15 protein-coding genes and 1 tRNA gene are annotated in these 13,158 nt (G+C 42.2%); 14 read left to right on the forward strand and 2 right to left on the reverse strand.

All coding sequences use genetic code 11. The annotated features are described in order from the left end of the window. The first annotated feature begins 68 nt into the window (after nucleotides 1–68). The 7 genes from IGJ01_RS06010 to IGJ01_RS06040 all read left to right on the forward strand — a co-directional run bounded on the left by IGJ01_RS06010 (nucleotide 69) and on the right by IGJ01_RS06040 (nucleotide 4,351). Nucleotides 69–386: a PTS sugar transporter subunit IIB gene (locus IGJ01_RS06010; RefSeq protein WP_005229471.1), complete on the forward strand. Its 318-nt coding sequence runs from the start codon at nucleotides 69–71 to the stop codon at nucleotides 384–386. A gap of 38 nt (nucleotides 387–424) precedes the next feature. After that, nucleotides 425–742 carry a PTS lactose/cellobiose transporter subunit IIA gene (locus tag IGJ01_RS06015; protein WP_005236949.1) on the forward strand — a complete coding sequence of 106 codons (318 nt, stop codon included), beginning with the start codon at nucleotides 425–427 and terminating at the stop codon, nucleotides 740–742. Between the two features lie 81 nt (nucleotides 743–823). Further along, nucleotides 824–2,221: a PTS sugar transporter subunit IIC gene (locus IGJ01_RS06020; protein WP_005236948.1), complete on the forward strand. Its 1,398-nt coding sequence runs from the start codon at nucleotides 824–826 to the stop codon at nucleotides 2,219–2,221. Between the two features lie 59 nt (nucleotides 2,222–2,280). Continuing rightward, nucleotides 2,281–2,502: a hypothetical protein gene (locus IGJ01_RS06025; RefSeq protein ID WP_005236947.1), complete on the forward strand. Its 222-nt coding sequence runs from the start codon at nucleotides 2,281–2,283 to the stop codon at nucleotides 2,500–2,502. 12 nt (nucleotides 2,503–2,514) lie between these two features. Further along, nucleotides 2,515–2,709: a hypothetical protein gene (locus IGJ01_RS06030; RefSeq protein ID WP_005236946.1), complete on the forward strand. Its 195-nt coding sequence runs from the start codon at nucleotides 2,515–2,517 to the stop codon at nucleotides 2,707–2,709. After that, nucleotides 2,696–3,109, forward strand: a complete 414-nt coding sequence (locus IGJ01_RS06035; protein WP_016621254.1) for a DUF3284 domain-containing protein — start codon at nucleotides 2,696–2,698, stop codon at nucleotides 3,107–3,109. The genes IGJ01_RS06030 and IGJ01_RS06035 overlap by 14 nt, the downstream gene beginning before the upstream one ends. A gap of 60 nt (nucleotides 3,110–3,169) precedes the next feature. After that, entirely contained in the window at nucleotides 3,170–4,351 is a 1,182-nt protein-coding gene (locus tag IGJ01_RS06040) for a GNAT family N-acetyltransferase (protein ID WP_430601520.1), read from the forward strand. 76 nt (nucleotides 4,352–4,427) lie between these two features. Here IGJ01_RS06040 and IGJ01_RS06045 read toward each other — a convergent pair. Then, a tRNA-Arg gene (locus IGJ01_RS06045) sits at nucleotides 4,428–4,499 on the reverse strand. A gap of 69 nt (nucleotides 4,500–4,568) precedes the next feature. Here IGJ01_RS06045 and IGJ01_RS06050 point away from each other — a divergent pair. The 5 genes from IGJ01_RS06050 (at nucleotide 4,569) to IGJ01_RS06070 (ending at nucleotide 8,743) form a co-directional block, all read left to right on the forward strand. Next, nucleotides 4,569–5,501, forward strand: coding sequence for a haloacid dehalogenase-like hydrolase (locus IGJ01_RS06050; protein ID WP_430601521.1), 933 nt, complete (start codon nucleotides 4,569–4,571; stop codon nucleotides 5,499–5,501). A gap of 96 nt (nucleotides 5,502–5,597) precedes the next feature. Beyond that, nucleotides 5,598–6,317, forward strand: coding sequence for a ThuA domain-containing protein (locus IGJ01_RS06055; protein ID WP_016621256.1), 720 nt, complete (start codon nucleotides 5,598–5,600; stop codon nucleotides 6,315–6,317). Between the two features lie 83 nt (nucleotides 6,318–6,400). Continuing rightward, a complete protein-coding gene (locus IGJ01_RS06060; RefSeq protein WP_430601522.1) occupies nucleotides 6,401–7,525 on the forward strand; it encodes a hypothetical protein in 1,125 nt (374 codons plus the stop codon). A gap of 278 nt (nucleotides 7,526–7,803) precedes the next feature. After that, nucleotides 7,804–8,004: a cold-shock protein gene (locus IGJ01_RS06065; protein ID WP_003126918.1), complete on the forward strand. Its 201-nt coding sequence runs from the start codon at nucleotides 7,804–7,806 to the stop codon at nucleotides 8,002–8,004. A gap of 106 nt (nucleotides 8,005–8,110) precedes the next feature. Continuing rightward, nucleotides 8,111–8,743: a YfbR-like 5'-deoxynucleotidase gene (locus tag IGJ01_RS06070; protein WP_008381147.1), complete on the forward strand. Its 633-nt coding sequence runs from the start codon at nucleotides 8,111–8,113 to the stop codon at nucleotides 8,741–8,743. A 98-nt stretch (nucleotides 8,744–8,841) separates the two neighbouring features. On the opposite strand, the gene IGJ01_RS06075 is transcribed toward IGJ01_RS06070, so the two are convergent. After that, the gene (locus IGJ01_RS06075) at nucleotides 8,842–9,612 is read right to left on the reverse strand and encodes an SDR family oxidoreductase (RefSeq protein ID WP_430601523.1); all 771 of its coding nucleotides are present in this window, start codon (nucleotides 9,610–9,612) and stop codon (nucleotides 8,842–8,844) included. A gap of 212 nt (nucleotides 9,613–9,824) precedes the next feature. On the opposite strand from IGJ01_RS06075, the gene IGJ01_RS06080 reads away from it, so the two are divergent. After that, on the forward strand, nucleotides 9,825–12,581 hold the full coding sequence (locus IGJ01_RS06080; RefSeq protein WP_430601524.1) for a helicase C-terminal domain-containing protein: 2,757 nt from the start codon (nucleotides 9,825–9,827) through the stop codon (nucleotides 12,579–12,581). A gap of 48 nt (nucleotides 12,582–12,629) precedes the next feature. Further along, on the forward strand, nucleotides 12,630–13,130 hold the full coding sequence (locus tag IGJ01_RS06085; RefSeq protein WP_005236934.1) for a DUF5590 domain-containing protein: 501 nt from the start codon (nucleotides 12,630–12,632) through the stop codon (nucleotides 13,128–13,130). Nucleotides 13,131–13,158 lie beyond the last annotated feature (28 nt).

Here is a 13,158-nt window from a genome sequence, read left to right on the forward strand (position 1 = left end):
ATTTTTTTTTGGCACGCTTTTTGCTTTATAGTAAAGTGTAACTTACAACAGAAAGGAGCAGATGCGCGATGGCGAAAAAAACGATTATGCTGGTTTGTTCAGCAGGAATGAGTACCAGTCTATTGGTGACAAAAATGCAAAAAGCAGCCGAAGCTAAAGGAATGGAAGCAGATATCTTTGCTGTTTCAGCTTCAGAAGCCGACCAACATTTGGAGTCAAAACCAGTCGATGTTCTATTGTTAGGACCACAAGTACGTTTCATGAAATCACAATTTGAACAAAAATTAGCACCAAAAGGCATTCCTTTGGACGTGATCAACATGGCAGACTATGGCATGATGAACGGCGAAAAAGTATTGCAACAAGCAGAAACATTAATGAACTAAGATTTTTTAGGATCGAAGTGTAAGGAGGATTTTTAAAGATGGATGAGCAAAATTTGGAAGCCATTATGGGATTGATCATGTATGGTGGTAATGCAAAAAGTGACGCAATGGAAGCAATCGCGGCAGCAAAAGAAGGGAACTTCGAATTAGCTGACCAAAAAATCAAAGATGCTGAAGCATCTCTTGTGGAAGCGCATCATTCGCAAACAGGATTGTTGACACAAGAAGCGCAAGGCAATCATATGACCGTGACATTGTTGACCGTGCATTCACAAGATCACCTAATGACGTCAATCGCATTTACCGATTTAGCGAAAGAAATCATTGATGTCTATCGACGTCTAAATAACGAATAATCTTTGAACGGATAGAAGTAGTTATTGTCGATGAATCAAAAAATCTTCTTTGACGAATAGAACTTATAGGAGGAATTAAGAATGGATGGATTAACAAGTTGGATGGAGAGACACATTCTCCCGGTTGCAGCTAAGATTGGTGCGCAAAAGCATTTGGTTGCCTTGCGGGATGCTTTTATCGGAATGATGCCAGCAACGATGGCTGGGGCAATTGCAGTATTACTGAACGCCTTCATGCGTGATTTTCCAAACACTTATCTTGGTGCGGACAATGCAATCACGAAATTTTTCACGCCAGTGATCGCAGTCAATGGTTTAGTTTGGACAGGTACCTTAGCAATTATGGCGGTTATCTTCTCAGCTTCATTCGGTTATAATTTAGCGAAGGCTTACAATGTTGATGCACTATCAGGTGCGTTGGTCTCTTTAGCAGCATTTATTATGGGTATTCCACAATCTGCTTCTCTTTCTTTAGCGTTAGAAGAAGCACTACCAGCAAACGTGGTAGACATGATCAACAGTACAAGTGCTACATCAGGATTTGCAGCAGATGGTTCAACGATCAGCGCTGCAGGCTGGGGCTACTTCCCATTTAGCGCCTATATGGGTGGCTCTGGATTGTTCACGGCAATCATCTTTGGTTTCGTTTCAGTTATTATCTTTGCAAAATTGATGCAAAAAAATATTATTATCAAAATGCCAGATTCAGTGCCACCAGCAGTTTCCCGTGCCTTTGCAGCGATTATCCCTGGGATTGCCGGACTATATGCTTCAGGTTTGATTTACTATCTATTTGAACGCTTTGTCGGTATGCCGATAATTGACTGGATCTCCGAATCGATCCAAAAACCATTATTGGGTCTCTCTCAAGGGTACTTTGCCGTATTTATCATTGTTTTACTTGTCCATGTCTTGTGGTTCTTTGGATTACATGGAACAAATATCATGGGACCTGTTCTACAATCGATCTACGGTGTGGCAATGGTTGAAAATACTAATGCTTATCAATTAGGGGAAGCTGTTCCTTATAAATGGGTAGCAGGTTCATTCGAAGCATTTGTTTGGCCTGGTGGAGCAGGTGTGACTTTAATGCTCTTGATCGCAATCTTGCTATTCTCTAAACGTGCCGACTATAAGACAGTTGGTAAACTAGGGATTGGACCTGGTTTGTTCAATATCAATGAACCAGTAATGTTTGGTCTACCAATCGTGTTAAACCCATTGTTTATCATTCCATTTATTGTTGCACCGTTAGTTACAGCAACGATTGCTTACTTTGCAACAACTTTAGGGTTAGTTGCACCAGTTGTGGTAAATGTGATTTGGGTAATGCCAACGATCCTAAGCGGCTTCTTAGCTACCGGTGGAGACTGGCGTGCGATCATCTTGACAATTATTAATTTGGCTGTAGCTTTATTGATCTGGGCACCATTTATTATTGCTGCCAACAAAATCAATCCAGCAGACCAAGAGAACTAATCAAATAAACTAGATGGGTGGCTTCACCCATCTAGCTATCTTTTTTAGGAGGAGAAAAAATGATTATTGTAAATTCCGCGATGCAACAAGACAACATCAAAGCATTACTTGAGTCTTTGACAGAAGGTGAGATCAAGTATACCTTTAAAGAAAAAAAAGGGATTCAGTTGATTTTTGAAACAACGGCAGAAGACAAAGAAAAAGCAGCGAAACTTGCCAAAGACGCAATCAAAAATACTGATTGGGGTCGAGTACTATACTTTAACGTCGTTAGTCAATAGTGAGGTGATATCATGTTTAAAAATGGATTGTTTTTTATAAGCATCGGTAGTATGTTATTTATATACAGCGCTAACGCGCAGTCAGGTGAATACCACTGGGTGAATCTCATCACGTCAGTCATTCTAATGGCTATTGGAGGAATCATGGCTTCAATTGGACACAAACGCAACAAGAAAGACAAGGAGGCGCAAGATGGAAATCACTAAAAAAATGAATGTACCCGCTGACTTTTTATATAAGACGATCATCGATTCCGTTTTACATGATATTAAACAAGCGACAGATCAAACACTTACTGAAGAGCAATTAGAAGGATACAGCTATCTTAAACAGTTTTATAAAGATAGTAATGCCACCATAACAATCGAAACGGTCAAGAAGAATCAAGCCTATGTGTTCCAAACGGCGACGAAAAAAAATACCTTCCGTGTACACTATCAGATCGAAGCGATAGACGAGTCGCACTGCAACTTGCATTATGAAGAAAAAATGACTTCTGAAGGCATGATTCAGCAATTAAATGACATGCTCTTAGGTACGATTCTAGGATATTTCAAACGCAAGCAATTTAAAAAAATGTTGAGTATGATGGAAGAAGCATATTAAGGGGTCGACTGACGCCTTTTTTGCGTTTCTTGCGTGTTTTCAAGTAGAGGAGATGAAGGAATGACAGATGTCAAAAAAATGACCGAATTTGGTTCGCAAGAAGTACTGGACTTGGTTTCTTATGCCTTTCAGTGGGAATTGAATGAAACAAATATCAAGCGCTATCGCAAGCTTGCGGAAAATTCTTGGAATTATGGTTCCTACGATGGGAATGGAAAATTGGCGAGCCAAATCATGGCAACGATTTTTGATGTGAACTTTCATGGAACGAGTTATCCGATGGCAGGGATCGGTTTTGTGGCTTCGTATCCAGAGTATCGCAGCCAAGGTCGGATCGATCGGATCATGAAACAAATCATTAAGGACTGCTATGAACAAAAAATCGTTCTTTCCTATCTGGCACCTTTCTCCTTTGCTTTTTATCGCAGATATGGGTATGAGTATACTTTTGAACGGACGGTTTATGAAGTCGATGCGCATCAATGGCCCGATGGCAAGAAAGTGAATGGAACGATTCAACGCATGAATTGGGAGGAAGCACAGCCGATCATTCACGAGATTTATCATCAATTGCCGCGCCATCAAAAGGGCGGACTGATTCGCCAACCCTGGTGGGAAGAAATCAAGTTTGTTTTGCGCCGACCGTATACGTTTGCGATTTATCGCAATGAAGCAGGGGTCCCTGAAGGCTACTTGATTTACTTTATCGAGGGAGGACGTTTCGATATTCAAGAGTGGGGCTATTTGACTGCGAATGCTTACCAAGGATTTAATCGGTTTATCGTCTCCCATGCAGATTCAGTAGCACAGATTAACTATCGACCAGGGTTTGATGGGGAAGTCCTACAAGCAAACGCGGCCAAACCATTGTCTCACTACCAAGTGCGCCCGGACATGATGGCGCGCGTCATCGATGTGGAAGGGTTTCTAAAAAGTTATCCATTTACGATGAAAAAAGCTGGTCGTTTTGCCATAGAAATTCAAGGGGATGAATATGCCCCATGGAATAATGGGTGTTATGAAGTGACAATCGAAAACGCTCAGCATCAGGTCACGAAAACGACGGCCACCAAGCTGCCAAAAGCAACCTTGTCGATTCAGCGTTTTGTGCAGCTGTTCTTGCAGGCACAATCCCTCGATTCTCTGGTCTTTTTCCAGCAAATGGAAACGGACCAGGAAGCTGCAGTGTTGATTCAGGAAAACTTGCCAACAGGAAAACCACTATTGGAAGACTATTTCTAAGCCAATCGACACAGACGCATTCACTTTCTAACAAAAAAAGATTCCTTAAAAATAAGGAATCTTTTTCTTCAAAAAACGTTCCCTGCCGGAATCGAACCAGCAACTAATCCTTAGGAGGGACTTGTTATATCCATTTAACTAAGGGAACACAATAGCTATATTTTACCTGTTATTCGTGTTTCTCGCAAGATGAGAAGGAAAAGAAAGGAAGAAAAACATGGTCAAACGATTGATAAGTGCAAACTATAGTGAAATCAAAGAAATGTCGGCGCAAGAATTGAAACAATCCATTAAAGCGAGCGAAGGACGAGTAATCATCTGTGAAACGGTGGTTCAAACCATGCCGCAAGCTGGCGATATCACCAACGCAGAAGTCGCGGCAGCTTTTGGGGCTGACTTAATTTTGTTGAATGGGTTTGATTGTTATCGCCCAGCTATTTTTGGGATGCCTGGTATCACATTGGAGCAGCTGCTTGATCCTAAACAACCGATTGAAAACCCGATTCCTCAACTAAAACAACTGATTGGACGACCTGTCGGCATCAATCTTGAGCCGATCCCAGCTACGACGGAGATGATGAGTGAAAAGATCAGCATCAGTCAAGGCCGAACAAGTTCGGTTGACACCATCAAAAAAGCCCAAGAACTCGGGGTGGACTTTCTCTGCTTTACAGGCAATCCTGGAACAGGTGTGACCAACCGAGAAATCGCTAAAGCAGTAAAATTGGCAAAAGAACATTTCTCTGGGTTGATCATCGCTGGAAAAATGCACAGTGCCGGCTCAGATGAGCCTGTGGTTGATCGAGAAGCCATCATTTCTTACGCTGAAGCTGGGGCAGATATTTTGTTACTGCCTTCCGTTGGCTCGATTCAAGGCTTTCTAGAAAAGGATCTGATTGAAGCTGTTCAAATTGCCAAACAATATGACTTATTGACGATGTCAGCGATCGGAACGAGTCAAGAAAGCGCACGTCCAGAAACGTTGCGGCAATTAGCCATTATCAACAAAACCTGTGGGGTCGATCTGCAGCATATCGGTGATGCCGGCTATGGCGGCATGGCACCGACCGAAAATATTTTTGAAACATCGGTTGCGATTAGAGGCATGCGCCATACGATCAATCGTGTCGGGCGTTCAATCAACCGTTAAATCAGAAAAAAATACTAGCGAAGGAAAGCGAAGAATCGTTCTGCTTCGCTTTTTGCATTTTTTTCGCTAAGTTAGAAAGAAAGGAGGGAACACAAAATGAAACAAGCATTGATCATTTATGGAGGTTGGGAAGGACACGCCCCAAAAGAGACCAGTCAGTTTTACCAAACGTTGCTGGAGTCAGAAGGATATCAGGTGACACTCGCCTCAGATTTTGAACCTCTCTATCATAAAGAAGAATTAAAAAGGCTGGATCTGTTGATCATGAATTGGACGCGAGGAGAATTGCCTGATGAGCCGCTGCAAAATGTTACTCAGGCTGTAGCAGAAGGATTAGGATTAGCAGGAGTTCATGGCGGCTTTGCTTCGGCTTTTCAAGCCAGTAAAGGCTGGTTGTTTCTGACTGGTGGCTGTTTTTTGGCACATCCTGGTGGCTTGGAAACGACCTATAGCATCGATCTTACGACAGATCACTATATTACGGCAAATACGCAATCGATCCCTCAGTTGACGACGGAGCAATACTATTGCTTGGTTGATCCAGCCGTCACTGTGTTAGCTACCTCAACATTTGCCGCTAAAGATCATCCGAATGCAGCTAACCAAGAAGTCATACTGCCAATGATGTGGATCAAAAAATGGGGCAAGGGCAGAGTCTTTTTCCAATCCGTTGGACACAGTCTAAAAGAGCTGAAAGAGCCGACCATTCAGACTTGGACCAAACGAGGCTTTCTATGGGCCACCAGAAATACATTGGCTGATCCGCTGAAAAATAGCCAGTATAGTGAGTCATCAGAAAAACGAATGAGGAAATAAACGCGTGCAATCGTTTTACTTTATGGAAGAAAATAAGCATGGTACACTTTATTTGTATTTGATTAAGCAGGAGGTAATGTGGAATGGGAAAATTTGGAAAAAGTTTTTTATCGCAGGTAATATCTGACGGAATCAAAGGACCATTTGTCACGATCATGCTCAATACGCATGTCGGCCACCAGAATGTCGAAAAGGATCAAATCAAATTTAAGAACTTTGCCAAAGATGCGAAGCGCCGCTTTGAAAAGAAATACCCAGAACATTCTTGGGATCTTTTTCAAATGAAAATTGATGAACTGCTTGCAGATCAATCATTTTGGCGCAACAGTACAACAAGTGTGGCGGTGATTATCACCCCAGAAGAGGTACTGGTCCATCGGTTAAGTATTCGTGTGGATGATCAATATTACGTAGGGGAAACCCCTTATGTATTAGCTGTCATCAAAAATGCACAATTTAATTACCCATTTTATCTCTTAGCGTTGAATCGCGATTCAATGCAAGTCTATCAAGTTGAAAACAATCAAGTGCGTGAAGTCGAGTTGCCAGAAGAGGCACCGACGACGATTGAAAAAGCGCTGGGGGAAGAAGTCACTGGTGGTGGTAACTTTAATTACAGTGCTCAAGGTGGCCCTAACTCAGGGGGAGAAGGCGTTGCTTATCACGGCTTTAGTGCCAAAGATGAAGAAGTCGAGATCGATCACGTCAACTACTACCAAGCAGTTGATGCATTTTTCAAGAATGATTTTTCAAATGAAGAGCATTTACCAATGTATCTGTTTGCATTACCAGAAAATCAAACGCTGTTTAAAAAAGTGGCAAAAACGAACTTTTTCAAAGCAGAACCAAGTATTTCCTCTTCCCCAGCATCGTTATCCTTGAAAGAGATCCAAACGTGTACGCAAAAGCTGATTGCGGAGTTGACACAAAAAGAAGTTGGGGAATACGGCAAGCTGTTGGATCGAAAATTTATTGACCAATTGGTTGATATCGTGCCTGCAGCCAAAGAAGGCCGGATCGCCTATCTGTTTGTGGCTACCTCAAATCTCGCCGATGGTTTTGGAGAAGATCCTGATACAGAGTACGATCGGCGGCAAGTGTTAAATACACTGGCAATCGATGTTTTAGAGAACGGCGGTGAGGTATCTATCTTGGAACAAAAAGATGCCCCTGGAGAAAAAAGTTTGACGGCGATTTTGCGCTACTAAACGCAGTTGCGTCGTTAGCCAATAAATCGTTTCCAAAAAAGAGAAGGCTGTTGCAGATCTTTAATGCAGCAGTCTTTTTGCGAATTATAAAAAAATAAAGGCGTTTTCATTTTTTTTGATTTTCTATTAGTCATAATGAAGATAATGTGCTATAATACAAAGTGTAGTTTTTGTTACGGTAAATTATGGTAGCTTGTTTCATCTTAAACATCTTCCACATTTTCACCTTATACAAGTAATTGCAAAATATGTGTATAAACACAAGGAGGATTTTTATTATGGAAACAGGTACAGTTAAATGGTTTAACTCAGACAAAGGTTTTGGATTCATCACTGCAGAAAACGGTAACGATGTATTCGTTCATTTCTCAGCTATCCAAGGCGAAGGCTTCAAAACTTTAGAAGAAGGTCAAGCAGTGACTTTCGATATCGAAGACGGACAACGTGGCCCTCAAGCGACTAACGTTAACAAAGCATAATTAGTGAATGCCTTTTAAGAGCAGCTTAGCTGCTCTTTTTTTGTGCGCGAGATAGTTGCTTGCAGACAAAGGAGTTGTTATACTCTTAAAAAAAGGAGGCACATTTATGGGATTGAATGAATTTATTCTCGGATTGGCTAATTTAGAGAAGATCCAACGAGCGCCGGGTTTTTTTAAGTTTACTGAGCACAGTGTAGCTGCTCATTCATTTCGAGTAACGATGATTGCCCAGACCTTAGCTGATATCGAAGAAAAGGCGGGGAATCAAGTCAATTGGCAAATTCTCTACGAAAAAGCCTTGAATCATGATTACACTGAACGTTTCATCGGTGATATCAAAACGCCGGTCAAATATGCGAACAAAGAATTGCGGGCAATGTTATCAACCGTTGAAGAAAAAATGACCGATGCCTTCATCGAAGAAGAAATTCCAGGAAGCTTTCAAGCAACGTATCGCAGACGCTTAGCGGATGGCAAAGACAACAGCCTTGAAGGGCAGCTATTAGCAATTGCGGATAAGATCGATCTTTTGTATGAATCTTTTGAAGAGATCTCAAAAAGCAACCCAGATAAAGTATACAAAGAAATGTTTCGAGAGGCCGTTTTAACCGTCAAAGAGTTTCAGCATCGTCCGTGTGTCACTTATTTCTTTGAAGCCATTTTTCCAGAGTTACTAAATGCAGATTTTTATGGCAAGACTGCTTTTCTAGAAGAAATCGCGGCTTTGGTGGAAAAATAACCCAAACGAAAAAACGAAAAATCAAGAAATGATCCATCTCAAGGGCTTCAATGAAACAAGTGAGGGGATCAGGTTTGATTTTTCGTTTTTTTGTTGGATTAAAGCAAAGATTCTGCTCCATCAATATAGACTTCCGTTCCAGAAATATTGCCGGCAGCCTCTGAAGATAGAAAAAGCACAAGGTTGGCGACTTGTTCTGGCACGCCTGTTTCTTGCTTTAATGGTCGAGAACGTTCTGGATATTTGACGGGGATCTCAACGCGAGCAACCTCTTCTTCAATTTCTGTGCTGGCATCGATATTCGTCGCGATCGCCCCAGGGCAGATGGCATTGACCCGAATATTATAACCAGAAAGTTCCAGCGCAGCCATTTTTGTAAAGGCGACTTGACCTGCCTTAGACGTACTGTAAGCAGTCGCACCAAAATTGCTGAAGATGCGGTTTCCATTGACTGAACTCGTAATGACAATGCTGCCACCGTTCGTTTTCATAAAGGGAATGGCTGCTTTGACGGTAATAAAGGTACTACGTAAGTTTGTGTTGATCGTCTGATCCCATTCTGCCACTGTCAGCTCTTCGATCGGTGTCCAGGTACCGTTGATGCCGGCATTGACATGGAGTACATCGAGACCGCCTAGTTCTTCTACAAGACCACTCATTGCTTCTTGCAGCTTATCCGCTTCAGTGACGTCAACCGCTCGATAATGGGCTTGTGCTTGATAGTCAGCAAGAAACTCCTGCAGCTCTTCTTCGTTGCGATCAATTAACCCAACAAGTGCGCCCTGTGCTAGAAATTGTTCTGCCACCGCTTTTCCAATCCCTGAAGCAGCCCCCGTTATAATCACTCGTTTGTTTTTGAAATCATTCATTTTTTTCGCCTCCTTACAGTAAATTATAAAAAAGATCCCTTTTTTTGTCGAAAAAAGCGATCAGCGAACAGCAACAAACTTCTTCAGCTAGGAAACGTCAATGGTTGGTTTTCTAATTTTACCTCCCGAGAACCCTCTTATCTAGTGGGAAAACAGATGTAATCGCCATTGATTTTGTAGTATAATGCAGACAGTGTGCAAGGAGGAATACAATGAAACCCATATACGCTGTGGTGGATCTTGAAACAACAGGAACCGATTCGACGATTGATCGAATTATTCAATTTGGCTGTGTCTTAGTCCAAGATGGCAAGATCATCAATCGTTTTGCCGCAGATATCAACCCTGACCGCAGAATTTCTAAGCAAATTCAACGATTGACACACATCACAAACCAACAAGTAAGCAAAGCGCCATATTTCGAAGACGTAGCTGATACGATCTATAACTTACTCAGCAACACGATTTTTGTGGCGCATAATATTTATTTTGATTATCATTTTTTAAGCAATGAATTTGTGCGTTGCGGGCTACCGCCTTTATCACTTCCCGGAATCGATACGGTGGAATTGGCGCAAGTGTTTCTACCAACAGAAAGCAGCTTTCGTTTAGGCGATCTGGCAGATAGCATCGGCTTTCGTCATGATAACCCGCATCAAGCTGATAGTGATGCAGAAGTGACCGCAGCTTTATTTTTGTATATCGAAGCGATCATGCGAGAACTGCCCCGAACGACCCTTAAACAAATTGCGCTTTTAAGCGGTCAAATGGGCATGCAAACGAGTGACTATATCCATGGAATCTTAAAAGAAAAAGGCCCAGAGTTGGCAGAAGATTTAGAAGTGATCGACGGTATCGTATTGCGGAAAAAGACCGTCCCGCTTTTTGAATCTACGCATTTTCAAGAAACGTATCCGAAAGTTAAAACGGAAAAAGAACAGCGCTTTGGCCAGCACTTAGTCTATCGGAAACAACAAGCACGCTTGATGAATGCAGTGTATACGCATTACACCCAGCCAGAGAAAAATCTGATCATTGAAGCAGAAACAGGCATGGGGAAAACCATTGGTTACTTGTTTCCAGCCGCCTATTTAGTGACACCAGAAAATCCGTTGATCGTTAGTACCTCTTCAATTCTATTGCAAAATCAAATCATCAACAAAGACATTCCTTTGGTAAACCAAGTACTGCAGCAACCTTTGCAAGCAGTTTTGGTCAAAAGTCATCGTCATTACATTGATTTGCAGCGTTTTAAAGCGACCCTTGATCAACCGATAGAGCAAAAGCAATATGCGCAATACCAAATGGGGATCTTAGTTTGGCTGACTAAAACAGAAACGGGGGATTTCGATGAATTGAACTTGGTTCGACTTGATCATCCTTTATTTACCGACATCCGCCATCGCGGCGTTGCTTTTTTAGCCAAAGATCAACCCTTCTATGAACAAGATTTTGTTCGACATTTATATAAGCGGATGGCGCAAAGCAATGTTTTGATCGTCAACCATGCCTTTTTGATGCAGGAAAACCGGCGAGCGCAGCCACTGTTGCCAACGAGTGATTACTTATTGATTGATGAAGCCCAACAGTTGCCGCAGCAAGCAGAAGGCTTTAGTCAACATGTCTTTGACTCTGCTCACTTCAAGCGGCAGTTTTTACAGCTAAATGAAGAAGGCCTATTTGAAGAAATTGCCCAAATCATTACCGAGGATGACTTTCTGCAACGGATGTTCTCGTTGTATCGAAACGCGTTGTCGATCTTGGTCGAAACACAAGAACAGTATTTTCGCAGTTTGTCGATCGATGCGCCAGAGCTACAAGTCGTGCACCATGACGACCTCTATGATGGCACGTTAGAACAAGACAAGCTGCATCAGAAATTGAGCCTTTACTATCAAGAAATCAATGAGATCCAACAACAGTTGCGTCAGCGATTCGAGTTGACCAATGATCGGTGGTATGCAAGACAACGAATCGTGATTGCTCGTTTGTTTGATTTCTTTGGTCAAATGGAAACCCAGGAACAAACGGTGACCGCATGGTTGACTTGGTGGCATCCTCGTTACGTTCATTGGTTGAAAAAGCATCCCCAGTCAGGAAATGCTGTGATTGAATTAGCTGATCTAGAAGGGCATTCGATCGTGGAAAGCACGTGGTATCAACGCTATCAGCACATCATTTATCTTGGGGGGACATTGAAGATCCCAGGAAAAAAAGAATATTTTGCCCATCAGATCGGCTTGACCGATGTGCCAGTCAAAACGATCCCCGCTTTTTATGACTACAGCAAACAAACTCGACTCTATGTAGTTAAAAAAGGACTCTCGATCCAACAAGCATCAGCTGCTGAATACGCGGATTATTTAGTCGAAGCGTTAGTCCCAATTTTGTTTGACAATCCGCAACCAGCGCTTGTGTTGTTTACGGCGCACGAAACTTTGAAAAATGTCTATGATCGATTGAATAAAAAAGCCCTGCATTATGGCAGAGAAATCGTTGCTCAAGGAACTGGCGGAACCCGTGAGAAAATCTTAAAGAAATTTTTATTAGCGGAAAATGGCATCTTATTAGGGACTAGCAGTTTTTGGGAAGGGGTCGACCTACCAGGTCAGGCCTTGAAGATCGCTGTGGTGACTCGCTTACCTTTTGAGAATCCTAAGCAACCAATGGTCCAAGCACGGCATGCCTTCTTGGAAGCAGAAGGCATCGATTCTTTCAAAGAAGATGCCTTACCTAAAGCGATTCTACGGCTACGCCAAGCGTTGGGGCGCTTGATCCGTTCTGAAGAGGATACAGGCGTGATGGTCGTCCTTGATCGACGCTTGTTATCAACGAAGTATGGCAAACGGATGGTCAAAGGTCTACCTAAAAACTTACCTCTGATTGAAGCTAGTCCAACCGAAATTGCCGAAGATATTCAACATTTTTTTGCGCAAGAGGAAAAAGCGGCGGTTGATTTTGAAAAATGAGTCGAACATCTGATATAATGAGTTTTATTTAAGATTGGAGTACGAAGTGTGAAAACAAAAGACAAAGAACATCGGCGAGTGATTATTTTGCTGAGTGCGATCACGGTTTTACTGGTCGTTATTCTCTTCGCTTCTATTTTCTATCTCCGTTCTTCTCGTCCAATGCGGCAAGCAAGAAACGAAGCGATCGAAATAGCAGAAAGATACACCGATTTAGCAGAGGTCGAACAATTTTATTGGTTCACCCGTGAGGAAACATCTTTTAGCATTGTTGGAAAAGATACGAATAACAATGAGATCGTCGTGATCATTCCTAAAAGCGGCGAAAAGGTTTCCGTTTTTAATCAAGGGGATGGATTGACGGAAGCACAGGCCAAGGCCTTCGTTCGCGACAACCATCAAGGGCAGGAAATCCAAAAAGCAGCATTGGGTATTTTTAAAGGCGAGCCCGCTTGGGAAGTCATGACTAAAGACGACCAAGGCCGCTTGAACTATTATTTGATTGGTTTCAAAGATGGAGAAGAAATCAAAGCGGTCACTGAACTATAAAAAGGCGCTTTTGATAGACAGAAATTTG

The sequence above is a fragment of the Enterococcus sp. AZ089 genome (assembly GCF_050547225.1).
GTDB classification, from domain to species: domain Bacteria; phylum Bacillota; class Bacilli; order Lactobacillales; family Enterococcaceae; genus Enterococcus_D; species Enterococcus_D entomosocium.

Coding starts and splice junctions, on each gene's coding strand:
- IGJ01_RS06050 (WP_430601521.1), top strand. CDS start 4,569: ATGGTCAAACGATTGATAAGTGCAAACTATAGTGAAATCAAAGAAATG.
- IGJ01_RS06070 (WP_008381147.1), top strand. CDS start 8,111: ATGGGATTGAATGAATTTATTCTCGGATTGGCTAATTTAGAGAAGATC.
- IGJ01_RS06025 (WP_005236947.1), top strand. CDS start 2,281: ATGATTATTGTAAATTCCGCGATGCAACAAGACAACATCAAAGCATTA.
- IGJ01_RS06015 (WP_005236949.1), top strand. CDS start 425: ATGGATGAGCAAAATTTGGAAGCCATTATGGGATTGATCATGTATGGT.
- IGJ01_RS06020 (WP_005236948.1), top strand. CDS start 824: ATGGATGGATTAACAAGTTGGATGGAGAGACACATTCTCCCGGTTGCA.
- IGJ01_RS06040 (WP_430601520.1), top strand. CDS start 3,170: ATGACAGATGTCAAAAAAATGACCGAATTTGGTTCGCAAGAAGTACTG.
- IGJ01_RS06065 (WP_003126918.1), top strand. CDS start 7,804: ATGGAAACAGGTACAGTTAAATGGTTTAACTCAGACAAAGGTTTTGGA.
- IGJ01_RS06030 (WP_005236946.1), top strand. CDS start 2,515: ATGTTTAAAAATGGATTGTTTTTTATAAGCATCGGTAGTATGTTATTT.
- IGJ01_RS06060 (WP_430601522.1), top strand. CDS start 6,401: ATGGGAAAATTTGGAAAAAGTTTTTTATCGCAGGTAATATCTGACGGA.
- IGJ01_RS06080 (WP_430601524.1), top strand. CDS start 9,825: ATGAAACCCATATACGCTGTGGTGGATCTTGAAACAACAGGAACCGAT.
- IGJ01_RS06010 (WP_005229471.1), top strand. CDS start 69: ATGGCGAAAAAAACGATTATGCTGGTTTGTTCAGCAGGAATGAGTACC.
- IGJ01_RS06055 (WP_016621256.1), top strand. CDS start 5,598: ATGAAACAAGCATTGATCATTTATGGAGGTTGGGAAGGACACGCCCCA.
- IGJ01_RS06075 (WP_430601523.1), bottom strand. CDS start 9,612: ATGAATGATTTCAAAAACAAACGAGTGATTATAACGGGGGCTGCTTCA.
- IGJ01_RS06035 (WP_016621254.1), top strand. CDS start 2,696: ATGGAAATCACTAAAAAAATGAATGTACCCGCTGACTTTTTATATAAG.